Annotated in this window: 21 protein-coding genes and 1 pseudogene; 13 read left to right on the plus strand and 9 right to left on the minus strand. The window is 68.2% G+C overall.

The window, feature by feature from the left end; genetic code table 11:
* Positions 1-83: 83 nt before the first annotated feature.
* Complete coding sequence (locus JWS13_RS21910; protein ID WP_206007454.1) at positions 84-497, plus strand: DUF732 domain-containing protein; 414 nt, start codon at positions 84-86, stop codon at positions 495-497.
* 152 nt (positions 498-649) lie between these two features.
* On the plus strand, positions 650-1,615 hold the full coding sequence (locus JWS13_RS21915; RefSeq protein ID WP_206007455.1) for a pirin family protein: 966 nt from the start codon (positions 650-652) through the stop codon (positions 1,613-1,615).
* An 89-nt stretch (positions 1,616-1,704) separates the two neighbouring features.
* Here JWS13_RS21915 and JWS13_RS21920 read toward each other — a convergent pair whose 3' ends face one another.
* Together JWS13_RS21920 and JWS13_RS21925 are read right to left on the minus strand one after the other, a co-directional pair.
* Complete coding sequence (locus JWS13_RS21920; RefSeq protein ID WP_124390235.1) at positions 1,705-2,055, minus strand: DUF8021 domain-containing protein; 351 nt, start codon at positions 2,053-2,055, stop codon at positions 1,705-1,707.
* 1 nt (position 2,056) lies between these two features.
* Positions 2,057-3,058 (minus strand): hypothetical protein, encoded by a 1,002-nt coding sequence (locus JWS13_RS21925; RefSeq protein WP_206007456.1) that lies wholly within the window; start codon positions 3,056-3,058, stop codon positions 2,057-2,059.
* Positions 3,059-3,262: 204 nt separating this feature from the next.
* Between JWS13_RS21925 and leuA the strand changes: the two genes are divergently transcribed.
* The 4 genes and pseudogenes from leuA (at position 3,263) to JWS13_RS21945 (ending at position 13,424) form a co-directional block, all read left to right on the plus strand.
* Entirely contained in the window at positions 3,263-5,071 is a 1,809-nt protein-coding gene (gene leuA, locus JWS13_RS21930; protein ID WP_206007457.1) for a 2-isopropylmalate synthase, read from the plus strand.
* Positions 5,072-5,241: 170 nt separating this feature from the next.
* Positions 5,242-6,981 (plus strand): aa3-type cytochrome oxidase subunit I, encoded by a 1,740-nt coding sequence (gene ctaD, locus JWS13_RS21935; RefSeq protein WP_206007458.1) that lies wholly within the window; start codon positions 5,242-5,244, stop codon positions 6,979-6,981.
* 416 nt (positions 6,982-7,397) lie between these two features.
* Positions 7,398-12,879 (plus strand): annotated as a pseudogene (locus JWS13_RS21940) (ATP-binding protein).
* Between the two features lie 164 nt (positions 12,880-13,043).
* Positions 13,044-13,424, plus strand: coding sequence for an SHOCT domain-containing protein (locus JWS13_RS21945; protein ID WP_072938202.1), 381 nt, complete (start codon positions 13,044-13,046; stop codon positions 13,422-13,424).
* 122 nt (positions 13,425-13,546) lie between these two features.
* On the opposite strand, the gene JWS13_RS21950 is transcribed toward JWS13_RS21945, so the two are convergent.
* Positions 13,547-14,440, minus strand: a complete 894-nt coding sequence (locus tag JWS13_RS21950; RefSeq protein ID WP_206007459.1) for a LysR family transcriptional regulator — start codon at positions 14,438-14,440, stop codon at positions 13,547-13,549.
* A gap of 72 nt (positions 14,441-14,512) precedes the next feature.
* Between JWS13_RS21950 and JWS13_RS21955 the strand changes: the two genes are divergently transcribed.
* Genes JWS13_RS21955 through JWS13_RS21965 form a run of 3 tightly spaced genes read left to right on the plus strand, consistent with a single transcriptional unit; the run spans position 14,513 to position 17,412 of the window.
* Positions 14,513-15,430 carry an EamA family transporter gene (locus JWS13_RS21955; protein WP_206007460.1) on the plus strand — a complete coding sequence of 306 codons (918 nt, stop codon included), beginning with the start codon at positions 14,513-14,515 and terminating at the stop codon, positions 15,428-15,430.
* Between the two features lie 25 nt (positions 15,431-15,455).
* Complete coding sequence (locus JWS13_RS21960) at positions 15,456-16,709, plus strand: Mur ligase family protein (RefSeq protein ID WP_072938465.1); 1,254 nt, start codon at positions 15,456-15,458, stop codon at positions 16,707-16,709.
* Positions 16,702-17,412 carry a type 1 glutamine amidotransferase gene (locus tag JWS13_RS21965; protein WP_206007461.1) on the plus strand — a complete coding sequence of 237 codons (711 nt, stop codon included), beginning with the start codon at positions 16,702-16,704 and terminating at the stop codon, positions 17,410-17,412. The genes JWS13_RS21960 and JWS13_RS21965 overlap by 8 nt, the downstream gene beginning before the upstream one ends.
* Before the next feature lie 80 nt (positions 17,413-17,492).
* On the opposite strand, the gene JWS13_RS21970 is transcribed toward JWS13_RS21965, so the two are convergent.
* Positions 17,493-18,509: a type IV toxin-antitoxin system AbiEi family antitoxin domain-containing protein gene (locus JWS13_RS21970; protein ID WP_206007462.1), complete on the minus strand. Its 1,017-nt coding sequence runs from the start codon at positions 18,507-18,509 to the stop codon at positions 17,493-17,495.
* 203 nt (positions 18,510-18,712) lie between these two features.
* Between JWS13_RS21970 and JWS13_RS21975 the strand changes: the two genes are divergently transcribed.
* Both JWS13_RS21975 and JWS13_RS21980 read left to right on the plus strand, forming a co-directional pair.
* A complete protein-coding gene (locus tag JWS13_RS21975; RefSeq protein ID WP_206007463.1) occupies positions 18,713-19,159 on the plus strand; it encodes an SRPBCC family protein in 447 nt (148 codons plus the stop codon).
* Positions 19,156-19,488, plus strand: a complete 333-nt coding sequence (locus JWS13_RS21980; RefSeq protein ID WP_206007464.1) for an ArsR/SmtB family transcription factor — start codon at positions 19,156-19,158, stop codon at positions 19,486-19,488. Before JWS13_RS21975 ends, JWS13_RS21980 begins: the two co-directional genes overlap by 4 nt.
* 125 nt (positions 19,489-19,613) lie before the next feature.
* Here the strand turns inward: JWS13_RS21980 and JWS13_RS21985 are convergent, their stop codons facing one another.
* The 5 genes from JWS13_RS21985 to JWS13_RS22005 form a co-directional block, all read right to left on the minus strand.
* Positions 19,614-21,071 (minus strand): MFS transporter, encoded by a 1,458-nt coding sequence (locus JWS13_RS21985; RefSeq protein WP_206007465.1) that lies wholly within the window; start codon positions 21,069-21,071, stop codon positions 19,614-19,616.
* Between the two features lie 84 nt (positions 21,072-21,155).
* Positions 21,156-21,728: a TetR/AcrR family transcriptional regulator gene (locus JWS13_RS21990; protein WP_206007466.1), complete on the minus strand. Its 573-nt coding sequence runs from the start codon at positions 21,726-21,728 to the stop codon at positions 21,156-21,158.
* Positions 21,725-22,333 (minus strand): recombination mediator RecR, encoded by a 609-nt coding sequence (gene recR / locus JWS13_RS21995; protein WP_005248644.1) that lies wholly within the window; start codon positions 22,331-22,333, stop codon positions 21,725-21,727. The genes JWS13_RS21990 and recR overlap by 4 nt, the downstream gene beginning before the upstream one ends.
* Before the next feature lie 9 nt (positions 22,334-22,342).
* The gene (locus JWS13_RS22000) at positions 22,343-22,684 is read right to left on the minus strand and encodes a YbaB/EbfC family nucleoid-associated protein (protein ID WP_012691319.1); all 342 of its coding nucleotides are present in this window, start codon (positions 22,682-22,684) and stop codon (positions 22,343-22,345) included.
* A 116-nt stretch (positions 22,685-22,800) separates the two neighbouring features.
* Positions 22,801-23,235 carry an SRPBCC family protein gene (locus tag JWS13_RS22005; RefSeq protein ID WP_087557182.1) on the minus strand — a complete coding sequence of 145 codons (435 nt, stop codon included), beginning with the start codon at positions 23,233-23,235 and terminating at the stop codon, positions 22,801-22,803.
* A gap of 248 nt (positions 23,236-23,483) precedes the next feature.
* On the opposite strand from JWS13_RS22005, the gene JWS13_RS22010 reads away from it, so the two are divergent.
* On the plus strand, positions 23,484-24,935 hold the full coding sequence (locus JWS13_RS22010) for an FAD-binding oxidoreductase (RefSeq protein WP_206011685.1): 1,452 nt from the start codon (positions 23,484-23,486) through the stop codon (positions 24,933-24,935).
* Positions 24,932-26,233 carry a class I SAM-dependent methyltransferase gene (locus tag JWS13_RS22015; protein ID WP_072938230.1) on the plus strand — a complete coding sequence of 434 codons (1,302 nt, stop codon included), beginning with the start codon at positions 24,932-24,934 and terminating at the stop codon, positions 26,231-26,233. Before JWS13_RS22010 ends, JWS13_RS22015 begins: the two co-directional genes overlap by 4 nt.
* Positions 26,234-26,243 lie beyond the last annotated feature (10 nt).

The following is a 26,243-nucleotide window of genomic DNA, read 5'->3' on the forward strand; positions in this document are numbered from 1 at the left end:
GTGGGTGATCGCCGCCGGGAACACCGGCCCTGCAGGCGATACGATCGTCGCCATCACAGGCCTCGAAAGGAATCACACGCCCCATGCGCCGCACCCTTGCTCTGACCGCCCTCACCGTCTGCTCCGCGGCACTCCTCACCGCCTGCGGTGGCGGCGACACCGACACCGCAGCATCCGAGACCACGTCCGCCTCGGCGTCCGCGGCGGCGCGGACGACCGCCGCCACAGCCCCCGGCAGCCGAGTCTTCGCGGTCGCCGACGACCCGCAGACGGCCGCCGACTACCTGGCCTACCTGCGCGCGAACAACCAGACCGTCACCGACGACGACCTGGCGGTCCATCAGGCCGGCGAGATCTGCACCGCCCTCGACGCGGGCAAGCCGCTCGACCAGGTGCGTGAGGAGTGGACGCCGATGCTCACCAACGACGGCGTCTACCCGTACATCATCGGCGCGATCACGCGGTACTGCCCGGACCACGAGAACGTCCTCAACTAGGCGCTCCGCGCCCGTGAGTGGTTAACGAGTCTCTGCACTCGCCGGCCACGCACGGGCGGCGGAGCCGCCCTGTGGGAATACCTGGACGCAACGGGTGTTACACAGCATGAAGTAGTTGAACAATCAATTACCTGAGTACGAGGAGACACCCCATGCCAGCCGTGACGGTCGACAACATCCTTGCCCTGCCGCGTATCGACGCACCTGCCCCCGGCGCCGTCGACCGCCCGGTCCGTTCGCTCACCACCGCACCCGTCGGGTACGAGGGTGAAGGCTTCCCGGTGCGCCGCGCGTTCGCCGGCATCGACCTGTCGGCCCTCGACCCGTTCATCCACATGGACCAGATGGGCGAGGTCGACTACGCACCCGGTGAACCCAAGGGCACACCGTGGCATCCGCACCGCGGCTTCGAGACCGTCACCTACATGATCGACGGCATCATGGAGCACAAGGATTCCAACGGCGGCGGCGGCACCATCGGCGGCGGCGACACCCAGTGGATGACCGCGGGTGGCGGCATCCTGCACATCGAGACCCCACCCGAGCACCTGGTGACGAGCGGCGGACTGTTCCACGGCGTCCAGTTGTGGGTGAACCTGCCGCGCGACAACAAGATGGCCGCACCCCGCTACCAGGACATCACCGGCGCAAAGGTCGCCCTGCTGTCCTCGTCCGACGGCGGCGCTCTCGTTCGCGTCATCGCCGGCGACGTGGACGGTCACCACGGTCCCGGTTCCACGTACACGCCGATCAGCCTCGTGCACGCGACGGTCGCGCCGGGTGCGAGCCTGACGCTGCCGTGGAACCCCGAGTTCAACGCGCTCGCCTACGTCCTCGCGGGCGACGGACTCGTCGGCTCCGAGCGCCGGCCGATCCACATGGGTCAGACGGCCGTCTTCGGACGCGGTGACACCCTGACGATCGCCGCGGCGGACACGCAGGATTCGCGGACCAAGTCGTTCGAGGTGTTCGTCCTCGGCGGCAAGCCGATCCGCGAGCCCGTCGCGATGGCCGGACCGTTCGTCATGAACACCAAGGCCGAGGTGCTACAGGCGTTCGAGGACTTCCAGGCCGGCCGCCTGGGTTCCGTTCCCGCAGCGCACGAAACGCTCGACTGACGGGTACGTGAGTGGCAAAGCGTGCGCGAGCACACTTTGCCACTCACGTGCGGAAGCCCCAGCGCGACAGCCCGATCAGAAGCAACCGCTCAGGGGCGCCGGATCTTCGCGTCGATGCGGTGGATGCGCAGGTCGTGCGGTGGGATCCGGAACGTCTCGACCACCCGGACCGTCGCGAGGGTGCGGCCGAGGAGTCCGGCGTCGAGGAGGTAGTCGACGGTGACGTTTTCGCCGTCGACCGTCCACACGCAGTCGCGGATCGACCGGATCACCCGGTACTGCGGGCCGCCGGACAGGCTTCGGCGCAGGTGATTTCCGGAGAATGCCGTCTTCAGCCCCATCTCGTACCGCACGGCCCGGGGTTCGATGGGCACCGAGTTGCCGTCGTGACTGAGCAACGCGTCCAGGTAGGCCCGGGCGACATCGACCTGTGTGTTCATCTCAGTAGTCGAACACTTCGGTCGCGGCGAGCACCAGAGTTTCCGCGTCGTCGCAGCTAGGTGCGGATGCCGCGACGGACGCCGTCAGCCGGTTGCCGATTTTGTCCCGTTCGCTCATCGGGCTCGACGGCAGGTTCGTGTCGAACACCGTCCCCGGATAGAAGTAGTAGTGGCATTCGATGGCGTCCCGGAAGTAGGTGAACGGCGTGCCGTCGAGTTCGACGGTTTCGGGTCCGCCTGCCTGCGACGGTTCCGGCGACAGCGCGAGTTGCACGGATGCCTCGGCGCCACCGCGGAGTGTCAGGAGGCATTCGTAGGGGCGGCTGCCGGCGGTGAACGTCTCGACGGACAGCTTCTCGACCACCCGGCACGGATCCTTTTGCGCAAGAGGAATATCCGATGACACCGGCGCCGCCAGCCTGCCCACGACCGATCCGAGTACCGTCCGCGCCTCCGCGCAGTCGTCGCCGGCCGCGGAGTCGCCCGTCCCGCCTGCCCCGTCGAGGTACGACACGTGCCCCCAACGCCCGGGGGCGACGGCGCCCGGGACCGGCGGCAGCGAGAAGTACAGGGTGCACGTGCCCGGGAGTGCGCCGGCCGCGGGACGCACCTCGATCCCCGACGCCGTCTCCCCCGCGCCGGTGCGCTCCGTGGGTTCGCGCTCACCGACCGTCACCTCGACCCAGACGGGGTTGGCGGGGGTGCCGCGGGCAGGCACCAGTTCGGCGTGGCAGGTCGACAGGTCGCCGACGGGCCCGAACGCGGTGACCTGCCCGAACGAGGCGACCACGTCCCGGTCGAGCAGTCCGCACGGCGCGAGGTCGCGGGCCGCGGCGGCGACGGCCAACTCCGCGCGGGTGTGCTCGCTGACCGGCAGGCCGTAGATCGGCTCGCCTGTCCCGGCGACGCTCGGCGCCCCCGCGACGACGCCGGAACACGACACCAGCAGCACCGAAAAAACGGCGGCGACCAGCGGTGATACCACCGTCGCGCTGCGGTTCACCGCGGTCTCCTCACTCGGACTTCGAACCCCGGCACGCGAACGACGATGCCCGGAGTACAGTGCTGAGTATGCAGCGCGCACTCCTCCTTGGTTGCCGCGACGGGGTCTGATCCAGACTGGCTTCCCGTCGCGGGGTTTTTCGTGCGCCGGTCGACACAGCCGTTGGACTCCCGACAGTCCACATCGAACCTGGAGATCAATCCCATGTCCCCCGCTGACGCCTTTACCTCCGGATCGCGCACCATCACGCCGCCTTCCAAGCCTGCTCCCTCCGATCAGCCGGAATGGAACACGCAGAAGAATTCGTCGATGCCGACGTTCCGCTACCGCTCCTTCTCCGAGGAAGTGGAGCCGGTGTCGCTGCCGGACCGCTCGTGGCCCGACAAGATCATCGACCGCGCCCCGCAGTGGTGCGCCGTCGATCTCCGTGACGGCAACCAGGCCCTGATCGACCCGATGAGCCCCGCCCGCAAGCGCCGCATGTTCGAACTGCTGGTGCGGATGGGGTACAAGGAGATCGAGGTCGGCTTCCCGTCGGCGAGCCAGACGGACTTCGACTTCGTCCGCGAGATCATCGAGGACGGCGCGATCCCGGACGATGTCACCATCCAGGTGCTCACGCAGTCCCGACCGGAACTGATCAAGCGCACGTTCGAGGCCTGTGAGGGCGCGAACAAGGTGATCGTCCACTTCTACAACTCGACGTCCGTGCTGCAGCGCCGGGTGGTGTTCAAGGCCGACCGCGAGGTGATCAAGAAGATCGCGACCGACGCGGCGACCCTGGCCCTCGAAGAGGCGAAGAAGTACCCGGACACGCAGTGGCGCTGGGAGTACTCCCCCGAGTCGTACACCGGCACGGAGCTCGAGTACGCCAAGGAGGTGTGCGACGCCGTCACCGAGGTGCTGCAGCCGACGCCGCAGAACCCGGTGATCCTGAACCTGCCCGCCACCGTGGAGATGGCGACGCCGAACGTGTACGCCGACTCCATCGAGTGGATGCACCGCAACCTGGCCCGCCGCGACTCGGTCATCCTGTCGCTGCACCCCCACAACGACCGCGGCACGGGTGTGGCCGCCGCCGAGCTGGGCTATCAGGCCGGGGCCGACCGCATCGAGGGCTGCCTGTTCGGTAACGGCGAGCGCACCGGCAACGTCTGCCTGGTCACGCTCGGACTCAACATGTTCACCCGCGGCGTCGACCCGCAGATCGACTTCTCGAACATCGACGAGATCCGCCGCACCGTCGAGTACTGCAACCAGCTGCCCGTCCACGAGCGCCACCCGTACGGCGGCGACCTCGTGTACACCGCGTTCTCCGGCAGCCACCAGGACGCGATCAACAAGGGCCTCGACGCGATGAAGGTCGACGCCGATTCGCAGGACGCGGACGTCGACGACATCCTGTGGGCGGTCCCCTACCTGCCGATCGACCCGAAGGACGTGGGCCGCACGTACGAGGCCGTGATCCGCGTGAACTCGCAGTCCGGCAAGGGCGGCGTCGCGTACATCATGAAGGCCGATCACGGGCTGGTGCTGCCGCGTCGCCTGCAGATCGAGTTCTCGCAGGCCGTCCAGCGGATCACCGACGGCGAGGGCGGCGAGGTGTCGCCCAAGGAGATGTGGGACGTCTTCCACGAGGAGTACCTGGCTCCGATCACGCCGCTCGAGCGGATGAAGCAGAAGGTCACCGCGGCCGAGGAGGACGGCGGCACCGACTCCATCACCGCGACGGTGAAGGTCAACGGCAAGGAGCACGAGATCTCGGGTTCGGGCAACGGCCCGCTCGCGGCGTTCGTCGACGCGCTCGCCACGATCGACTTCGACGTACGCGTCCTCGACTACTCGGAGCACGCCATGTCGGCGGGCGACGACGCCCAGGCGGCCGCCTACGTCGAGTGCGCCGTGACCGCTCCCGACGGACGGAACACCGTGGTCTGGGGTGTCGGCATCGCGACGTCGATCACCACCGCGTCGCTGCGCGCCGTCGTCTCGGCGGTCAACCGGGCGCACTGACCGCTTCCGCACCACCGCTGCCGCAGGCGCGCATCACGCGCACCTGCGGCAGCGTCGTTTCCGGGCCTTGTTTCGGGGCGCGAAAGTGGCGCTCTCCGGGCACCGGGTGACTACCCTGGTAACGGAGTCCACACCGGACCCGAACCGCCTCGGACCCTTCGGGGGGCGTCGTGAATCTGGCATTTCAACAGCATCGGCCGGTCCGTCCGTATCCGGCCCGGCGTCGCCCCAAGGGCGCCTTCTTCTACAAGATGATCACGACGACGGATCCCAAGGACCTGGGGATTCTGTACCTGATCACGTCGTTCGCGTTCTTCATGGCCGGCGGTCTGATGGCGCTGCTGATCCGCGGCGAACTGGCCGTCCCGGGTCTGCAGTTCCTGTCGAACGAGCAGTACAACCAGTTGTTCACGATGCACGGCACGATCATGCTGCTGCTGTACGCGACGCCGATCGTGTTCGGGTTCGCCAACTACATCCTGCCGCTGCAGATCGGCGCCCCCGACGTCGCGTTCCCCCGTCTCAACGCGTTCAGTTACTGGGCGTTCCTGTTCGGCGGCACCATCGCGATCGCAGGGTTCGTCACCCCGGGCGGCGCCGCGGACTTCGGCTGGACGGCGTACTCGCCGCTGACGAGCACGCTGCACTCGCCGGGGGTCGGCGCCGACCTGTGGATCATGGGGCTGGCGCTGTCCGGTCTCGGCACCATCCTCGGCGGGGTCAACATGATCACCACCGTCATCTGCCTGCGGGCGCCGGGCATGACGATGTTCCGGATGCCGATCTTCACGTGGAACATCTTCGTCACCAGCATCCTGATCCTGGTCGCGTTCCCGATCCTCACGGCCGCGCTGATGGGCCTGTTCGTCGACCGGCACCTGGGCGGCAACCTGTACGACCCGGCGACCGGCGGCGTGCTGCTGTGGCAGCACCTGTTCTGGTTCTTCGGCCACCCGGAGGTGTACATCGTGGCGCTGCCGTTCTTCGGCATCGTCACGGAGGTCTTCCCCGTGTTCAGCCGCAAACCGGTGTTCGGGTACAACGGGCTCGTCTACGCGACGATCGCCATCGCGGCCCTGTCGATCGCCGTGTGGGCGCACCACATGTACGCGACCGGAGCGGTGCTGCTGCCGTTCTTCTCGTTCATGACGTTCCTGATCGCGGTGCCCACCGGGGTGAAGATCTTCAACTGGGTCGGCACCATGTGGAAGGGTCAGCTGACGTTCGAGACCCCCATGCTGTTCTCGCTCGGCTTCCTCATCACGTTCATCTTCGGCGGCCTCACCGGCGTGATCCTCGCGAGCCCGCCGCTGGACTTCCACGTCACGGACAGCTACTTCGTGATCGCCCACTTCCACTACGTACTGTTCGGGACGATCGTGTTCGCCACGTACGCCGGCATCTACTTCTGGTTCCCGAAGATGACCGGGCGCATGCTCGACGAACGCCTCGGCAAGTGGCACTTCTGGACGACGTTCACCGGGTTCCACGGCACGTTCCTCGTCCAGCACTGGCTCGGGGCGGAGGGGATGCCTCGCCGCTACGCGGACTACCTGCCCTCGGACGGCTTCACCGTCCTCAACTCGGTGTCCACGGTGTTCGCGTTCGTCCTCGGGGCGTCGACGGTGCCGTTCGTCTGGAACGTCTTCAAGAGCTACCGCTACGGCGAGGTGGTGACGGTGGACGATCCGTGGGGTTTCGGCAACTCCCTCGAGTGGGCGACCAGCTGCCCGCCGCCGCGGCACAACTTCACGGAGTTGCCGCGCATCCGCTCCGAGCGGCCGGCGTTCGAACTGCACTATCCGCACATGGTCGACCGGATGCACCGCGAGGCGCACGTGGGCCTGCGGGGCGCGGTGGCGCACGCGACCGAACCGGCCGCCGTCGAACCGAAGGTGAACCCTCAGTAACTACCGTGTGAAAGTTCCCGTCTGCGAGAACATCTCGAAAAACCGGACGAAACCGACTCCGTGACAACGGGTTGCAGATAGTTTGCCGAAGGACGCCCAGTTCGACGGAATTCCGGCCTTCTTACTCTCTCGTAGGGTCGACACGCAAGTCCTTGAAGACTTGACAAGCCGATCGGGGCCTCGCAGAAGTTACGCGCGGGTACATATTTTCGACGTTATGCTCGCATTCCCCGAGCATCGAACCTGCAACGACGCAGGTCCGACGATCGCGTTCGGGGCGCCCCTGGAGGTAGTCAAGCGGGTTGTGCAGGGGTGCACGTGTCCGCGAAGGCGGCACCCAGTCCTCGGCGGACATGGCCTTGGCCATCGAAACACTCTGCGGATCAATGAGTTTTACGGAAACGGAGCGATAACAGATGTTCAAGCGAATAGCGATAGTGAACCGCGGCGAGGCGGCCGTCCGCCTGATTCGTGCGGTGCGCGAACTGAACGCCGAGCACAACTACGGCATCCGCACGATCGCCCTGCACACCGAGGCTGAGCGTCGCGCGATGTTCGTCCGGCAGGCCGACGAAGGTGTGTGCTTGCGCACAGTCAAGACCGGCACCGCCTACCTCGATCACGCCGAGCTGGCCCGCGCGCTGCGCGAGAGCAAAGCCGACGCCGTGTGGGTCGGCTGGGGCTTCGTCGCCGAGGATCCCGCGTTCGTCGAGGTCTGCGAGCAGCTCGGCATCACGTTCATCGGCCCGCCCGCCGAAGCGATGCGCCTGCTGGGCGACAAGGTCGAGGCCAAGCTCCTCGCCGAGAAGGTAGAGGTCCCGGTCGCGCCGTGGAGCGGTGGCCCCGTCGCCACCCGCGCCGACGCCCGCCGTCACGCCCAGGCCATCGGCTACCCGCTCATCATCAAGGCCCGCTCCGGTGGCGGTGGCCGCGGTATCCGCAAGGTGTGGTCGGAAGACGAGCTCGAACTCGCGCTCGAACGCACCCAGGGTGAGGCCCAGCGGTCCTTCGGCGACCCCGTCGTGTTCATCGAACGGCTGGTCACCGACGCACGCCACGTAGAGGTACAGGTCATCGCCGACAACTTCGGCAACGTCTGGGCTCCCGGTGTGCGCGACTGCTCCATCCAGCGCAAGAACCAGAAGGTCATCGAGGAGTCCAGCTCCCCGCTCCTCACCGACGAGCAGTCGAACCACCTGCGCACCGTCTCCGCCGAGCTCGTGCGCGCCGCCGGTTACCGCGGCGCCGGCACGGTCGAGTACCTGTACCAGCCCGAGCAGAAGACGTTCACGTTCCTCGAGGTCAACACCCGCCTGCAGGTGGAGCACCCCATCACCGAGGCCACCACGGGCATCGACCTGGTGAAGCTGCAGATCCTCGTCGCCAGCGGCGAGCCGCTCGTCGGCGACTGCCCGCCCGAGTTCGGTCACGCCGTCGAGGCCCGCCTCAACGCGGAGGACGCCGCCAACGGCTTCGCTCCCGCACCCGGCGCCGTGCAGCTGCTCAAGTTCCCGCTCGGCAGCGGTCTCCGCGTCGACACCGGCATCGCCCAGGGCGACGTCATCCCGCCCGACTACGACTCGATGGTCGCCAAGGTCATCGCCTGGGGCCGTGACCGCTCCGAGGCCCTCGCGCGTCTGCGCACCGCGCTCCGCGAGACCACCGTCGTCCTGCAGGGCGGCACCACCACGAAGTCGTTCCTCCTCGAACTGCTCGACCGCGAAGAGGTCATCTCCGCGTCCGCGGACACCGGCTGGCTGGACCGCACCGGCGTCGGTAGCGTCACGACGCCCACCAAGGTGGCCGATGTCGCACTGATCGCCGCCGCCATCGACGTCTACGACGCCGAGGAGAAGCTCGAGCGCGAGGCGTTCCTCTCCTCCGCTCGCGGTGGACGCCCCCGCGCCGGTCACGCCATCGGCCGCAAGGTGGAGCTCAGCTACCAGGGTCAGGCCTACGGCCTCACCGTCACGCAGGTCGGCGCCCACAGCTACCGCGTCGACGGCGACAGCCCCGACGTCGAGGTCGAGGTCGACCGGCTCAGCGAATTCGAGAGCCGCCTCGTCGTCGGCACCCGCCGGCACCACGTCGTCTCGGTCGCCGGCCGCGCCCAGTACCTCGTCGAGGTCGACGGCATCAGCCACCAGATCAGCCAGGACGAGGCCGGCGTCGTCCGCGCACCCGCTCCCGCAGTCGTGGTCGCGGTGCCCGTGTCCGTCGGCGACGAGGTCGAGGTAGGCGACACGCTGGTCGTCCTCGAGAGCATGAAGATGGAGACCGCCGTCCGTGCGCCCGTCGCAGGCCGGGTCCGCGAGGTCCTCGCGATGGTCAACTCCCAGGTCGACGCCGGCACCGCACTGCTGCGCGTCGAGGAGACCGCGGAGGAGTCCACCGCTCCGAAGTCGCCGCGCGTCGAATTCGAGGTCGCCGTCCCCGCCTCGAAGGGCGACGTCCGCACCGACGCCCTCGAGCAGATCGACGCGCTCGCCGCGCTGCTCACCGGTTACGACGTCAGCGCGAAGCGGGCAGGCGTCCTGCTCGCCGACTACGAGAAGCTGCGCTCCGAAATCGCCGGCGACGCGGATCTGGTGCAGGCGGAACTCGCCCTGCTGAACACGTTCGCGGACATCTGCGAGATCGGACGTAACCGTCCCACCGCAGCCGAGGAGGACGCCGACGAGCGGGTCCACAGCCCGCGCGAGCACTTCCACACCTACCTGCACACCCTCGACGTCGAACTCGAAGGCCTGCCGGAGTCGTTCACGACCCGGCTGTCGCGGGCGCTGCGTCACTACGACGTCACCGACCTCGAGCGCACCGGCGAGCTGGAGGAGGCGGTCTACCGCCTGTTCCTCGCGCAGCAGCGCATGGACAACCAGGTTCCCGTCATCGCCGCCCTGCTCGACCGGTGGCTGAACGAGGGCAATGCTCCCGGCCGCGCACCCGCCGGACTCGGCGAGGTCCTGGACCGGCTCATCACCGCCACCCAGGTCCGTTACCCGGTGATCGGCAACGTCGCCCGCAACGTGCGGTTCCGCTTCTTCGACGAGCCGCAGATCCGCAAGGCCCGCGAGCAGGTGTACGACGGTGTCCGCGGCAGCCTCGAGTACCTCGCCGAGAACCCCGCCGCCGGCGACTACCAGGAACGCCTCGAGGCCCTGGTCGCCACCCCGCAGTCGCTGACCGAGCTCCTCGGACAGCGGATCGCGCGCAAGAGCACGACCGTCGGCCCGCTGCTCGAGGTCGTCACCCGGCGCTACTACGACATCCGCACGCTCGAGGACGTCACGTCCTTCGAACGCAACGGACGCCGTTTCGTCACCGGTAACTTCGACCTGCTCGGCGAGCGCCTGAACCTGGTCTCCGCCGTCGCCGAGTACGCCGAACTGCCCGGCGCGCTCGACGAGATCGGTGCCGTCGCCTCGGAGAACCCCGAGAACCTCGTCCTCGACCTGTACCTGTCGTGGACCGCGCCGCCCGCCGACCCGGACACGATGTCCGAGGACCTGCGGAAGGCACTGACGGCGCTGCCGCTGGCCGCGACCTGCCGCCGCGTCACGGTGTCCGTCTTCGGCGGAACCGACGTCGACGTCCGCAAGTTCACCTACCGCCCGGACGCAGGCGTCCTCGCGGAGGAGAAGCTGATCCGGGACATGCACCCGCTCACCGGCCAGCGACTCGACCTGTGGCGCCTGAAGAACTTCGACGGCACCCGCCTCCCCGCGTCCGCCGAGACGTTCTTGTTCAACCTGGTCTCGCGCGACAACCCCACCGACGAACGCCTCATCGCGCTCGCCGAGGTCCGCGACATCACGCCGGTCCGCAACGAGGACGGCCAGGTCATCGGTGTTCCGGCGGCGGAGCGTGTGCTGCAGTCGTGCCTCGACGGCATCCGCCGGGCGCAGGCCACGCGCGGCAGCAAGCGCAAGCTCGACGCCAACCGCGTCGTGCTGTACGTGTGGCCGAAGATCGACGTCCCCGTCGAGGATCTCGAGGCGTTCGCCCGGGTCGCGGCACCGCTCACCGCGGGTGCAGGCCTCGAGGAGATCACCGTGATCGCCCGCCTCCAGGGCGAGCCCGGCACGGAGTCGCGGGAGAAGGCTCTGCGCTTCTCCTACCGCACCGGCGCCGGTGTGGTCGTCAAGGTCACCGAACCGCCGACCGAGCCGCTGCAGCCGCTCGACGCGTACACCCAGAAGGTCCGCAGCTCCCGTGCCCGCGGCACCGTCTACCCGTACGAGCTGATCCCGCTGCTCACCGGCCGCGACGGCAGCTTCGTCGAGCACGACCTGGACGAGTCGGGCCAGTTGGTGCCCGTCGAGCGTCCGTACGGCCAGAACAAGGCCGGCCTCGTCGTCGGTCTGGTCACGGCTCGCACCGACCGGCACCCCGAGGGCATGACCCGCGTCGCGCTGTTCGGTGACCCGACGAAGGCACTGGGCACGGTCGCGGAAGCCGAGTGCGCCCGCCTCGTCGCCGGTGTCGACCTGGCCGAGAAGCTGGGTGTTCCCGTCGAGTGGTTCGCGCTGTCGTCCGGCGCGACGATCTCCATGGACAGCGGTACCGAGAACATGGACTGGGTGTCGCGCGGTCTGCGTCGCCTCATCACGTTCACGCAGGACGGTGGCGAGGTCAACGTGATCGTGGCCGGCATCAACGTCGGTGCGCAGCCGTACTGGAACGCCGAAGCCACGATGCTGATGCACACCAAGGGCATCCTCGTCATGACGCCGGACAGCGCCATGGTGCTCACCGGCAAGAACTCGCTCGACTACTCGGGTGGCGTCTCGGCCGAGGACAACTTCGGCATCGGTGGTTACGACCGCGTGATGGGCCCCAACGGTGAGGCGCAATACTGGGCGCCGAACCTGCCCGCCGCGTGCGAGATCCTGTTCGCGCACTACGACCACGCGTATGTCGTTGCCGGAGAACGCTTCCCGCGCCGGGCGCAGACCAGCGACCCGATCGGGCGCGACGTGCGGTCCTTCCCGCACATCCACCCGTCCAGCGACTTCACCACGGTCGGCGACATCTTCTCCGCGGAGACGAACCCGGAACGCAAGAAGCCGTTCGACATTCGCACGGTGTTCACTCGTCGACCAGGACCACACGGTGCTGGAGCGGTGGGCCGACATGGCCGACGCCGACACGTCCGTCGTGTTCGACGCGCACCTCGGCGGTTACCCGGTGAGCGTCATCGGCATCGAGTCGCGGGCCATCGCCCGTAAGGGATGGTCGCCGGCCAACGGTCCCGACCAGTGGACCGCGGGCACGCTGTTCCCGCAGTCGTCGAAGAAGACGGCCCGGGCGATCAACGCCGCCAGCGGCAGCCGGCCGCTCGTGGTGCTGGCCAACCTGTCCGGTTTCGACGGTTCCCCGGACTCGCTGCGGCACATCCAGCTCGAGTACGGCGCCGAGATCGGCCGCGCCATCGTCAATTTCGACGGCCCGATCGTGTTCTGCGTCGTCTCCCGCTACCACGGTGGCGCGTTCGTGGTGTTCTCCGGAGCACTGAACGACAACATGGAGGTGCTGGCGGTCGAGGGCTCGTTCGCCTCGGTCCTCGGTGGCGCCCCCGCCGCGGCCGTCGTGTTCACCCGTGAGGTCAACTCGCGGGTGGCGGCGGACCCGTCGATCCGGGAGCTCGAGGCCAACCTGGCGGGCGCCCAGAACGACGCCCAGCAGGCTCACCTGCGGGTGGAACTGGCGGCCCAGCAGGCTGCGGTGCGCAACGAGAAGCTCGGTGAGGTCGCGGCCGAGTTCGAGGCCGTGCACAACATCCAGCGGGCACAGCGGGTCGGCTCCGTCGACGCCGTCATCCCCGCCGTGGAGCTGCGTCCGTACATCATCGGTGCGGTCGAGCGCGGCATGCGCCGGGCGGTCGAAGCCGGCAAGTAGTCCCCACCCGAACGGCCGCGGCACCTACCTGGTGTCGCGGCCGTTCGGCGTTTCACGGGCCTGGGCTCTGCACGCCGCATTTCACCTGTTTCGGATGACGCGGGCGCCCCGACCCGGTGCGATAGTCAGCGCAGAGTGAATTCGACTGTGAATGGAGCGCTGCTATGGACTCTTTCTGGGACTTTCTCTGGGTGATCATCGTCACCTTCGGCTTCGTGGCCTACCTGATCCTGTTGTTCTCCATCATCACCGACCTGTTCCGCGACCATAAGACGTCGGGCTGGGTGAAGGCGATCTGGATCGTCTTCCTGTTCTTCGTCCCGCTGCTGACCGCACTCGTGTACCTCATCACCCGCAGCAAGAGCATGGCCGAACGGTCGATGGCGGCCGCGCAGGAGGCGAAGCAGGCGCAGGACAGCTACATCCGTTCCGTCGCGGGCAAGTCCTCGGCCGAGCAGATCGCGGACGCGAAGGCCCTCCTCGACGCCGGCACCATCACCCAGGCGGAATACGACACGCTGAAGGCGAAGGCGCTGAGCAGCTGAGCACTGGGCAGCTGAGCACTGGGCAGCTGAGCACTGGGCAGCTGAGCACTGGGCAGCTGAGCGCCCGCCGCGACGAAGGCCCGCCTGCCCGGCGGGCCTTCTTCCGTGTCCGGCCCCTTCACTCACTCCCCGATCCGGGCTGCGACGTCCCGGAACGCCTGCAGCACGGTGGCGACGGCGGGAACGTCGTCGGCGGCGGGTCTGCGCGCCAGTTCGTAGATGCGGGCCGCACGGACCCCGGCGAGGGGAAGCTGCACCACCGCGCGGCTGGTCACCGCGTGCCGAGCCAGCAGGGCCACGCCGTGACCGCCGGCGACGAGTTCCTCGATGACCCGGAAGTCGTTGATGCGCATCGCCACGTGCGGCTGCACACCCGTCGCGGCGGCCACCGACATCAGCACGTCGTCGACGGGAAAGCCGCCGCGCACACTGATCCACCGCTCGTCCGCCAGCTGGTCCGGCCGGACCGCGTCCTGTCCGGCGAGCGGATGGCCGGGCGGCAGGATGAGGTCGATGGGCTCGCGCATCAGCGGCTCGGCCGTCACCCGTGGCGAAGACGTGTCCGGGGCCCGCTCGTCGCGGTGGGTCAGTACCACGTCGTAATCGGCGAGCAGGGCGGGCACCGCGGCCGCGGGCAGGTCCTCGTCCCGCGCCTGCAGGTCCACCCCGCTGCCCGCGAGCGCGTCCAGCAGTCCCGGCAGCAGCAGCGCGGCACCTGACGGGAACAGCGCCACCCGCACCCGGCCGCGCGGCGAACCGCGGTAGGCGCTCATCTCCGCCGCCGCGCGGTCCAGGGCGGCCACGACGTCGTCGGCGCGGACGACGAGGGCCTGACCGGCATCGGTGAGCCGCAACCGGCGGCCTGCCGGTTCGAGCAGCGTCACCCCGGCCTCCCGCGCGAGGATCTTGAGCTGCTGCGACACCGCCGACGGCGTCATCGACAACGCCTGCGCGGTCGCCGCCACCGTCCCGCGGTCCGCGAGCTCGCGGAGCACACGCAACCGGGTCGCATCCATGTAGCAAAACTACATCGATGGTGCACTTTAATGCGCTTGTCCTGATTGTTTCCGGCCCTCACGATGGAATGCATGACCTCCCGCGACCGGCTGCTCGGACTCACCGTCGTCGTTCTCTGGGGGCTCAACTTCCTCGCCATCCGCGCCGGCCTCGACCACTTCCCGCCGTTCTTCTTCGCCGCGCTGCGTTTCTTCGTCATCGCGATCCCGGTGATCCTGTTCGTGCCCCGTCCGCAGGTCCCGCTGAAGTGGCTGCTCGTGTACGGCCTCGGGTTCGGCGTCGGCCAGTTCGCGTTCCTGTTCTGGGCCATGCACGTCGGCATGCCGACCGGGCTGGCGTCGCTGGTGCTGCAGTCCTCCGCGCCGTTCACGGTGGCCCTCGGCGCGGCCGCGCTGCGGGAGCGGCTGCGGCCGGCGCAGGTCGGCGGACTGTTGGTCGCGATGGCCGGGATGACCGTCATCGGCTGCGACCGCGCCCAGCACGCCGCGCTGCTGCCGGTGGCCCTGACCCTGCTCGCGGGACTGTCGTGGGCGCTGGGCAACATCGGCAACCGCAAGGCCGCGTCGGACCAGCCGATGCGGCTGATGCTGTGGATGTGCGTCATTCCGCCGCTGCCGATGCTGGTGCTGTCGCTCGGGGTGGAGGGACCGTCGGCCGGCTGGGACTCCCTGACGTCCTCGCTGCACGGCACCGGCCCGCTGGCGCTCGCGGGCCTCGCCTACATCGTGATCCTCGGCACGGTCGCGGGCTCCGGTCTGTGGACGGCGCTGCTCAGCCGCTACCCCGCCGGGATGGTCGCGCCGTTCTCCCTCCTGGTCCCGATCGTCGGGATCGGGGCGTCCTGGCTGGTGCTGCACGAGGAGCCGAGCGTCCTGTCGCTGATCGGCGGGGCTGTCGTCATCGCCGGTGCCGCCGCCACCCAGGTGAGCGCCAGAGTGCGTCCGGGCACACTTTCGCACTCACCTGCCCCCGCGCGAGTCGGCGTCTGACCGGACCCTGTGCAAAACTCGCGGAGTGAGTACTGGAACTGGGATCACCACGCGCGGCAAGGTCGCCCTGCGCGCAGCGGCCGCGGCCTCCTGGGCGTCGCAGAAGGCCGGGCGCGGCAAGGGCTCGATGATCGGCGGCCTGATCGCCCTCAAGATCGACCCGACCCTGATGGAACAGCTCGGCGCCCACCGGCGCACCGCGGTGATCACCGGCACCAACGGCAAGTCCACCACCACCCGGATGACCGCGGCGGCGCTCTCCACGCTCGGTGAGGTCGCGACGCAGGCGGACGGCGCCAACATGGACGCCGGCATCGTCGCGGCGCTCAGCACCCGCGTCCACGCGCCCCTCGCCGCCCTCGAGGTCGACGAACTGCACGTCCCGCACGTCAGCGACGCCGTCAACCCCGAAGCCCTCGTTCTGCTCAACCTCAGCCGCGACCAGCTCGACCGCGTCGGCGAGATCAACATGATCGAACGCAAACTCCGCGCCTGCGTCGCCGCGCACCCGGAGTCCGTCGTCATCGCCAACTGCGACGACGTCCTCGTCACCTCCGTCGCCTACGACGCGAAGAACGTCGTCTGGGTCGCCGCGGGCGGCGGCTGGGCCAGCGACGCCGCCAGCTGTCCGCGCACCGGCGAACCCATCGTCTGGGAGGGCTCGCACTGGCGCAGCACCGGCTCCGACTTCGCGCGCCCGACCCCCGACTGGTGGCTGGACGACGAAAACCTGTACGGGCCCGACGGTCTGAAGATCCCGATGACGCTCGCCCTGCCCGGGCGCGCCAACCGCGGCAACGCCGCGCAGGCCGTCGCGGCGGCCGTCGCGATGGGCGCGAAGGCGGAGGACGCGGTCGCCGCCGCGGCTACCGTGCAGGAGGTCGCGGGCCGCTACAGCACCGTCGAGGTCGGATCGCACTCCGTGCACATGCTGCTCGCCAAGAACCCCGCCGGCTGGCAGGAAGCGCTGTCGATGATCGACCCCACCGTCGACGGACTCGTGATCGCCGTCAACGGGCAGGTCCCCGACGGCGAGGACCTGTCCTGGCTGTGGGACGTGCGGTTCGAGCACTTCGAGGGAGTCAAGGTGGTCGCGGCCGGCGAACGCGGAACCGACCTGGCCGTCCGCCTCACGTACGCCGGAGTCGAGCACACCCTCGACCCGAACCCGTTGCGGGCCATCGCGTCCTGCCCACCCGGACGCGTCGAGGTGCTCGCCAACTACACCGCGTTCCGCGACCTCAACACCGCCATCGCGAAGGAGGCGCGCAATGCCTGACTCGACCGTCCGCATCGGCCTGGTGCTGCCCGACGTGATGGGCACCTACGGCGACGGCGGCAACGCCCTCATCCTCCGGCAGCGACTGCGCATGCGCGGCTACGACGCGGAGATCGTCGAGATCACGCTGAACGACCCGGTCCCGGAGTCGCTCGACGTGTACACGCTCGGCGGTGCCGAGGACTCGGCGCAGCGCCTCGCCACCCGGCACCTCGCCAAGTACCCCGGACTGCAGAAGGCCGCCGAACGCGGCGCCCCCGTCCTGGCGATCTGCGCCGCCATCCAGGTGCTCGGCAACTGGTACGAGACGTCGAGCGGCGAACGCGTCGACGGTGTATCGATGCTCGACGTCACCACGTCCCCGCAGGCGACGCGGTCCATCGGCGAGGTGATCACGACCCCGCAGATCGACGGGTTGGCACAGCCACTGACGGGGTTCGAAAACCACCGCGGCGGAACTACACTCGGCGCCGGAGCCCGCGGCCTGGCCCGAGTCACGCACGGTGTCGGCAACGGTGTCGGAGACGGACTCGAAGGCGTCGTCCAGGGTTCCGTGATCGGCACCTACATGCACGGACCCGCGCTCGCCCGCAACCCCGAACTCGCCGACCTGCTGCTGAAGCGGGCGCTGGGCGTCGACGAACTCGCCCCCCTCGACCTGCCGGAGGTCGAGCAACTGCGCCGGGAGCGCCTGCGCGTCTAGGTGAGTGCCGAAGTGTGGTCCCGCACGCTTTCCCACTCACCTGGGCAGGTGAGTGGGAAAGAGTCCCCGGACACGCTTTCTCACTCACGTGGGCAGGCGGGACAGCGGTGCGTCGTGTCGGGCCACCCCTCCCGGACCAGGACCCGCCGCACCTCCTCGAACACCCCACACGGGTCGCGGGTCGTCTCGTCCCACCCGTAGACCAACCGCGGACGGTCGGCGAGTTCCGCGGCATTGTCGCGCCGGCGGTCACGGAAGCGGGACTGCCTGCCGCTGTGATACTGCTGCCCGTCGAGCCGGACGATCAACGGAACTCCCGTCGGGCTGTAGTCGACGTCCTCGTACAGAATCCGGCCGTCCACGACGTGCGGCATCTGGCGTTTCCCGGCCGGCAGTCCGTGCGACCTCTCGACGTCGAGCGCGTACCGGTGTTCGAGGACGGATTGGACGCCGTCGCCGAGCAGCGTCACGGCGTCGGCGATGTCCGTCGCGTGCCGGTACGGGCGCCGGAGTTCGAGTTTCCGGCGGAGGGCGTCGACATGGACCTTTCCGTTGGTGGCCGCTTCGATCAATCGCGCGGCCGCTTCCTTCGGGGTTTCTTCGGACACCGCGAGGTCGAACACAGTGTCGGCCTTCGATGTTCGGGGTTGGCGAAACGGGACGGCGATGTGCCCGAATGCCCGGGACCGATGGACCACGACGCCGCCGTGCACGAGGGCGTTTCCGGCGGAGGTCGGGCGTGGACCGCCGGGTGTCCGTACCGTCGGCCCCTGATTCACCGCCGAGCACTTGTAGGGCACGGTGATGTGGACGGGAGCGGTCAGGTCGTCGACGCGGAGCATCCCCCACTCCTCGGCCGCGGTCCGGTGGCTGAGGATCGCGCGACCGCCGCCGTAGAGAAGCGCGGCGGAGAGGGCCATCGGGCGCGTGAGCGGGCCGTTCGTCACCGCGATGACCCGGGGCAGCACCCTCAACCATTGGCCGGTGACCACCCGGTGCCGGAGTGCGGTGGCACTGACGCCGTGCGCCCGTAGCTGTGCCGTGGTGACGACGCTGTCCTGGGCGTCGAGAAGCGCTTGCCATGAGTCGTGGTTCATGTCGGAAACGGTGTCGGCCGGCCCCGACACGGAACGGCCCCACAGGCCCGGTTATCCACAGGCTGTGCATAACCTAGGTGAGTGGCAAAGCGTCCTCGGCGACGCTTTGCCACTCACGTACCAATGCAACCGGGGAGTTGCAGAAAACGTAAGACGTGTGCAACCATGGAGTTGCAGATCATCCCACGAGGAAGGTGACCGTCATGGACGCATCGAGCAGCATTACCAGGACCGTTGTCGTGAACGCCCCGAGATCGGCAGTGTGGGCGGCGATCACGGCTCCCGACAAGATCAGCCAGTGGTTCGGGCAACGCACGTCGCTCGACCTCAGCGTCGGCGGTGAGGCCGCGTTCACGTGGGACGAGCACGGCACGGCCCGCGCCGTCGTCACGGAGGTCGACGAACCGAACGCGTTCGGTTTCCGCTGGGCCGCCGACATCGACGCCGACCCGGTGGTCGGCAACTCGACCCTGGTGCGGTTCACGCTGTCCGAGCACGCTGCCGGCACCGAACTGACCGTCGTCGAGACGGGATTCGACACCCTCGACCGCGACGTTGCCGACCAGAAGCAGGCCCGCGAGGCCAACGTCCAGGGCTGGCACGCCGAACTCGACGAACTGGTCGCGTACCTGCACGGCGTGAAGGCATGACAGTGGGCACGTATGCCGAACTGGCCTCGGTGTTCGCGGCGCTGTCCGACGAGACTCGCTGGGAGATCCTGACCGAACTCGGGCGGTCCGACCAGTCGGCGTCGTCGCTGGCCACCCGGCTTCCGGTGTCGCGGCAGGCCATCGCGAAACATCTGACCGCGCTGCAGGCGTGCGGCCTGGTGGAGTCGGTGAAGGTGGGCCGCGAGATCCGCTACCGCGCGCTGGGCGCCGAACTGAACAAGACGGCACGGACACTGGAACGGATCGGGGCCGAGTGGGACCGTCGTTTGGAAGCCATCAAGGAGATCGCGGAATCGATGGAGGAGTAAAGACCCCAGACAGGGGTTCGGCCGGGAATGCTTCTGCATTCTCGGCCGGATCTCTGCTTCTCGAGTTTTCTCTGCTCACAGGTACATTTCCTCGATCCGCATCACTGACGATACACGCGAGTGATCTACGTCACAAGAGGTTCCATCGGACTTTTCTTCGCCCGATCGTGCCCGGGCAGGGCCAGGGACACCGCGAACACCAGGACCGCCAGCACGGCGCACACCCCGTAGGCGATCGAGAATCCGGCGGCCGACGCGACGCCGCCCACCATGCTCGCGGCCAGAACCGTCGCGACGACCGCACTGCACATGGTCGTGCCCATCGTCCGCAGCAACACGTTGACGCCGTTGGCCGCGGCCATCTGCGTGGACGGCACGGCCCGGACGATCAGCATCGGCAGCGTGCTGTACACCAGTGCGGTGCCGATCGCCGCGACCCCGAGCGCCGCGATCACCAGCCACAGCTCCTTGTGCGGCACGGTGTGCAGCACGTAGCCGATGACGAGGCAGATCGCGCCCGACAGAATCGTCACCTTCGAGCCGTAGCGCTCTGACACCCGGGCCCCGACCTGCGCGAACACGATCATCGACAGACTCGTCGGGAGCTGGCACACCGCGGCCTGCAGGATCGTCAGGCCGTAGCCGGCGTCGCCGCGGGGCGCCTGAAGAAGTTGGGTGGTGATGAGGGCGTTTCCGTAGAACGCGAACCCGACGAGCAGCGCCGTGACGTGGGGCAGCAGCACCGACCGTCGCGCCGACACCCGCAGGTCCACGAGCGGATTCCGGTTGCGTAGCTGCTGATATCCCCACAGCGCGAACAGGAACACCGACGACCCGAACATGCCGAGCACCGCGGGACTTCCCCAGCCCCACGAGCTGCCCTGGGTGATCGGGACGAGCAGGCAGACGAGCGCGGCGGTCAGGCCGACGGCACCGGTCCCGTCGAACCGCCCGCCCGACCGCACCTCGGACTCGCGGATGAACAGCGCCGCGGCCAGGGTGACCGCGAGCCCGATGCCGGCGATGACCCAGAAGAGGACGTGCCAGTTGGAGTACTCGGCAACGGATGCCGCGAAGGGCAGTCCGAGCGCGGTGCCGATGCCGAGGGTCGAACTCATCATGGCGATGGCGCCGTGGACCTTCTCGCGCGGCAGTTCGTCGCGGAGTATCGAGATTCCGACCGGGATGACGGCGGCGCCTGCCCCCTGCAGTCCCCGCGCGAAGATGAGGAAGGCGATGTCGGACGTCACGGCGCAGATCAACGCGCCGATCGTCATGAAGACGAACGCGACGAGGAGCATCCGCTTCTTGCCGAACATGTCGGCGAGCCTGCCGAAGATCGGGGTGACGACCGCGCCGACCAGGAGGGTGGTGGTGATCAGCCAGGACACCGACGTCTGACTCGCGCCGGTGAACGTCGGCATGCTGGGCAGGAGGGGCACCATGACCGTCTGCAGGACGGCCTGGAACACACCCGCGAACGCGAGAATCGGGAAGAGGTAACGCGATCCGTTGGCCGACGCGGGTTGCGCGCCCGGGTGATCCGCGAGCGCCGAGAGCGGGCGCGGCAACGAGATCGTCAAATGTCACCCCTCGCGCAGCTGGTAAATGGTTGTTCACCACATTAGGTGAACAACCATTTACCCCGCAAGCCGGACAATCCGCCCTCAGCCGTCGAGCAACTCCTGCACCAGCGGGGCGTACTGCGCCACCACCTCGTCCGGGGTGCCCGTCGCATGCTCCTGCATCATCTTGCGGCGCATGACAGCGAGACCCGTCAGCATCGACATCACCAGTTCCGCACGCAGCCGGCCACCGGGCCCGGGCAGTCGTTCGGCCAGCGTGTCGATCATCTGCGTCGAATAGTTGGCCCGCAGCTTCCGGCTGCTCTCCTCGCTCGGCCCGCTCATGAACAGGATGTTCAGCGACAACGGTTTGTACGGTTCGAGCGGCCGCGCGAATATCGACACCATCCGCTCACCGAGGCCGTCCAGCGGACCGCTGAACAGCACCTCCGCGGCGGACCGGAAGTCGACGAGCGCGTCGAACAGCTGCTCCTTCGACCCGAAGTACTTGATGATCAGCGGTGCGCTGACCCCCGCGTCCTCGGCGATGTCCTTGAGCGTGATCTCCCGGTACGGACGCGTCGCGAACGCCCGCCCCGCAGCGTCGACGATCAGCGACCGCGACTGCTCCGCCGTCCGCTTCACCGGCGCCGCCGTGCCCGGATCCGACGTCACAGCGTGCGTCTCCCCGACAACGCCCGGCCCAGTGTGAGCTCGTCGGCGAACTCGAGGTCGCCGCCCATCGGCAGACCCGACGCGAGCCGGCTGACCGTCAGCCCCGGGAAGTCCCGCAGCATCCGCACCAGATACGTCGCGGTGGCCTCCCCCTCCGTGTTGGGGTCGGTCGCGATGATCACCTCGGAGACGTCGACGCCGTCCTCCTGATTACCGATGCGCGCGAGCAACTCCCGGATCCGCAGCTGGTCGGGGCCCACCCCGGACAGCGGATCCAGCGCACCGCCCAGAACGTGATAGCGGCCCTTGAACTCGCGGGTGCGCTCCACGGCCTGGACGTCCTTCGGCTCCTCGACCACACAGATCACCGTGCGGTCGCGGCGCGGATCGGCGCAGATGCGGCAGTGCTCCTTGTCGGACACCGTGCCGCACACCACGCAGAACTGGACGCCGTCACGCACCCGCTGCAGGGCGTTCTTGAGCCGGTCGATTTCCGGCGGCTCGACACTGAGCAGGTGGAACGCGATGCGCTGCGCGCTCTTCGGCCCGACGCCGGGCAGCTTGCCCAGCTCGTCGATCAGATCCTGAACCGGACCTTCGTACACGCCGCGCCTCTAGAAACCGGGGAGGCCAGGCAGGCCTCCCCCACCGAATCCACCCGCGAGCGGACCGAGCTTCTGCGCCGCGATCTCCTGCGCCTTGCTCGACGCGTCCTCGATCGCACCGATCACGAGGTCCTGCAGAGTTTCCACGTCGTCGGGATCGACGACCTTCGGATCGATCTTCAGACCGACCACTTCACCTGTCCCCTTGACCGTCGCGGTCACGAGTCCGCCACCGGCCTGCCCGGTGACCTCGGCCTCGGCCATCTCCTGCTGCGCGGCCATCAGCTGCTGCTGCATCTGCTGCGCCTGCGCGAGGAGCTGCGACATGTCGGGTTGTCCACCTGGTTGCACTGACGTGGTCCTTTCTGCTGTTTCCCCTGCCAGCGTAGACCGTGACCGTCAGCGCGGTCCGCCGCCGACGCCGTCGTGCGAATCCCGTCGACGACGCCGGAGCGAACAGGACCGGGTCAGCCGAGTTCGCGCTCGAGGTTCGCCAGCACCTGCCCCTGGATCTTCTTCAGACCCAGCGGGGCGAACGTCTTCTCGAAGAAGCCGCCGATGCCGCCCGCACCCTTCCACTCGGTGGTCGTGGTGACCGTCGAACCGCTGCCACTCGGCGCGACGACCCAGGTGGTGACGAGCGACGAGTTCGCGTCCGTCTCGGTGATCGTGTTGCCCGCCACCGTGACCGTCGCCTTGATGTCGCGGGACCGCTTCTCGGTGGCCTTCAGCGTCCACTGCGCGACGGTGCCGCCGCCCTGCCCGCCCTCCAGGACGCGGTAGTCCAGGTACTGCTCCGAGAGGATGCGCGGACGCACCGTCTCGTAGTCCGTCAAAGCCGCGAGCGCCTTCTCCGGTGTGGCTGCGACGGTGATCGAACTGCTCGCGCTGACCTGGCCCACTGTTCTGACTCCTCTTGTACGATTTGTACGAAACTGCTTCCTCATCCCATCCTGCCTTCCGGCCGCGAGTCCGGGCGATGACGTGGCAATCTATTGTGAGGTAGCTCACTTCGGCATGGTCGCGACCCGCACATTGATGAGACATTTGTGTGAATCTTCGGTCGCGCGCGCCGATATGCGTGGCTTGAACCCTCGGAGAGGGATAGCGTCAAGGTGTGGCTGCCTCTTCGGTTGAACTACTGAAAAGCATGCGGGAGGGTGGACGCCCCTTCCGTGCGCATCGCACTTTGCCCGTCACGGGGATCGACGCTCACCGCGCCGGCGTCCAACGACTCCTCGCGTCCTACCGCGCGATTCCCACGGACGCCACCGTGCGGCTCGCGAAGAAGACGTCCAACCTGTTCCGGGCCCGGGCGCAGACCAGCGCACCCGGCCTCGACGTCTCCGGCCTCGGCGGGGTCATCTCCGTCGACCCGCAGGCCCGGACCGCGGACGTCGCCGGAATGTGCACGTACGAGGACCTGGTGGACGCCACCCTGCCGTATGGGCTGGCGCCGCTGGTGGTTCCGCAGCTCAAGACCATCACGCTCGGCGGCGCGGTCACCGGCCTCGGCATCGAGTCGACGTCGTTCCGCAGCGGGCTCCCCCACGAATCGGTCCTCGAGATCGACGTCCTGACCGGCAGCGGCGACATCGTCACCGCGACACCGGAAGGCGAGAATTCCGACCTGTTCTGGGGGTTCCCCAACTCCTACGGAACACTCGGCTACTCGACGCGTCTGCGCATCCAGCTCGAGCCCGTCAAACGGTATGTGGCACTGCGCCATCTGCGTTTCGATTCGCTGGACGAGTTGCAGACGGCGATGGATCGCATCGTCACCGACCGCGTCCACGACGGCATCCCCGTCGACTACCTGGACGGCGTCGTCTTCACCGAGTCCGAGAGTTACCTGACGCTGGGCCACCAGACCGACGAGGGCGGACCTGTCAGCGACTACACCGGGCAGAACATCTTCTACCGGTCCATCCAGCACAGCTCGGTGAACCACCCCAAAACGGACAAACTCACCATCCGAGACTATCTGTGGCGCTGGGACACCGACTGGTTCTGGTGCTCGCGCGCGTTCGGCGCCCAGAACCCCACCGTCCGCCGGCTGTGGCCGAAGCGGTTCCTCCGCAGCAGCTTCTACTGGAAGCTCATCGCCCTCGACCACAAGTACGACATCGGCGACCGACTCGAGAAGCGCAAGGGCAACCCGCCGCGGGAACGCGTCGTGCAGGACGTCGAAGTGCCCATCGACCGCACCGCGGACTTCGTCCGGTGGTTCCTCGACGAGATCCCCATCGAGCCGCTGTGGCTGTGCCCGTTGCGGTTGCGGGAACCCGCCCCGGCAGGCGCGTCGTCGCAACGCCCCTGGCCCCTGTACCCCCTCGAACCGAAACGCACGTACGTGAACATCGGCTTCTGGTCCTCGGTACCCATCGTTCCGGGCAGGCCCGAGGGGGCGGCGAATCGACTGATCGAAGACAAGGTCAGCGACTTCGACGGACACAAGTCCCTCTACTCGGATTCGTATTATTCACGAGAAGACTTCGAACGCCTCTACTACGGCGGCGATCGATACACGGAACTGAAAAAACGCTACGACCCCAAAACACGATTACTGGACCTTTTCTCCAAGGCGGTGCAACGTCGATGACAACCCTGAAAGCTTCACGCTCGCAAGACCACAAGCTGACCATCGCAGAGATTCTCGAGACTCTGTCCGACGGCATGCTCCCCCTGCGGTTCTCCGCCTACGACGGCAGCGCCGCAGGCCCCGAGGACGCCCCGTACGGGCTCCACCTCAAGACGACGAGGGGCACGACGTACCTCGCGACCGCCCCCGGCGACCTCGGCATGGCCCGGGCCTACGTGTCCGGCGACCTCGAGGCCCGCGGCGTCCACCCCGGCGACCCGTACGAGATCCTCCGCGTCATGGGCGACGAACTGCACTTCCGTCGCCCGTCCGCGCTCACACTCGCCGCCATCACCCGGTCGCTCGGCTGGGATCTGCTGCGCCCCATAGCCCCTCCCCCGCAGGAGCACCTCCCGCGGTGGCGTCGAGTCGCGGAAGGCTTGCGGCACTCCAAGTCCCGCGACGCCGAGGTCATCCACCACCACTACGACGTCTCGAACACCTTCTACGAGTACGTTCTCGGCCCGTCCATGACGTACACGTGCGCGTGTTACGAGAACGCCGAGCAGACCCTCGAAGAGGCGCAGGAAAACAAGTACCGCCTCGTGTTCGAGAAGCTCGGCCTCCAGCCGGGTGATCGCCTTCTCGACATCGGTTGTGGCTGGGGGTCGATGGTCCGGTTCGCCGCACGCCGCGGCGTCAAGGTCATCGGCGTCACCCTGTCCCGCGAACAGGCCGAATGGGCGCAGAAGGCCATCGCCGAAGAGGGGCTGTCCGACCTCGCCGAGGTCCGGTTCTCCGACTACCGCGACGTCCCCGAAACCGGCTTCGACGCCATCTCCTCCATCGGCCTGACCGAGCACATCGGCGTCGGCAACTACCCCGCCTACTTCGGACTGCTGCAGAGCAAACTCCGCGAAGGCGGCCGGCTGCTGAACCACTGCATCACCCGGCCCGACAACCAGAGTCAGGCCCGCGCAGGCGGATTCATCGACCGGTACGTGTTCCCCGACGGCGAACTCACCGGCTCCGGGCGCATCATCTCCGAGATCCAGAACGTCGGACTCGAGGTGCGGCACGAGGAGAACCTGCGCGAACACTACGCACTCACCCTCGCCGGATGGTGCCAGAACCTGGTCGACAACTGGGACGCCTGCGTCGAAGAGGTCGGGGAAGGCACCGCCCGCGTGTGGGGCCTCTACATGGCCGGGTCGCGACTCGGCTTCGAACGCAACGTCGTTCAGCTGCACCAGGTCCTCGCCGTCAAACTCGGGCCGAAGGGCGAGGCACACGTCCCGCTCCGGCCGTGGTGGAAGTAGGCGGCTCCGC

It is taken from the genome of Rhodococcus pseudokoreensis, assembly GCF_017068395.1.
In the GTDB taxonomy this organism is placed as follows: domain Bacteria; phylum Actinomycetota; class Actinomycetes; order Mycobacteriales; family Mycobacteriaceae; genus Rhodococcus_F; species Rhodococcus_F pseudokoreensis.

What these genes read in the sequence shown, in the direction of transcription:
- JWS13_RS21910 (WP_206007454.1), top strand. Translation starts at nt 84, where the DNA reads ATGCGCCGCACCCTTGCTCTGACCGCCCTCACCGTCTGCTCCGCGGCA.
- JWS13_RS21915 (WP_206007455.1), top strand. Translation starts at nt 650, where the DNA reads ATGCCAGCCGTGACGGTCGACAACATCCTTGCCCTGCCGCGTATCGAC.
- JWS13_RS21920 (WP_124390235.1), bottom strand. Translation starts at nt 2,055, where the DNA reads ATGAACACACAGGTCGATGTCGCCCGGGCCTACCTGGACGCGTTGCTC.
- leuA (WP_206007457.1), top strand. Translation starts at nt 3,263, where the DNA reads ATGTCCCCCGCTGACGCCTTTACCTCCGGATCGCGCACCATCACGCCG.
- JWS13_RS21945 (WP_072938202.1), top strand. Translation starts at nt 13,044, where the DNA reads ATGGACTCTTTCTGGGACTTTCTCTGGGTGATCATCGTCACCTTCGGC.
- JWS13_RS21950 (WP_206007459.1), bottom strand. Translation starts at nt 14,440, where the DNA reads ATGGATGCGACCCGGTTGCGTGTGCTCCGCGAGCTCGCGGACCGCGGG.
- JWS13_RS21955 (WP_206007460.1), top strand. Translation starts at nt 14,513, where the DNA reads ATGACCTCCCGCGACCGGCTGCTCGGACTCACCGTCGTCGTTCTCTGG.
- JWS13_RS21965 (WP_206007461.1), top strand. Translation starts at nt 16,702, where the DNA reads ATGCCTGACTCGACCGTCCGCATCGGCCTGGTGCTGCCCGACGTGATG.
- JWS13_RS21970 (WP_206007462.1), bottom strand. Translation starts at nt 18,509, where the DNA reads ATGAACCACGACTCATGGCAAGCGCTTCTCGACGCCCAGGACAGCGTC.
- JWS13_RS21975 (WP_206007463.1), top strand. Translation starts at nt 18,713, where the DNA reads ATGGACGCATCGAGCAGCATTACCAGGACCGTTGTCGTGAACGCCCCG.
- JWS13_RS21980 (WP_206007464.1), top strand. Translation starts at nt 19,156, where the DNA reads ATGACAGTGGGCACGTATGCCGAACTGGCCTCGGTGTTCGCGGCGCTG.
- JWS13_RS22010 (WP_206011685.1), top strand. Translation starts at nt 23,484, where the DNA reads ATGCGGGAGGGTGGACGCCCCTTCCGTGCGCATCGCACTTTGCCCGTC.
- JWS13_RS22015 (WP_072938230.1), top strand. Translation starts at nt 24,932, where the DNA reads ATGACAACCCTGAAAGCTTCACGCTCGCAAGACCACAAGCTGACCATC.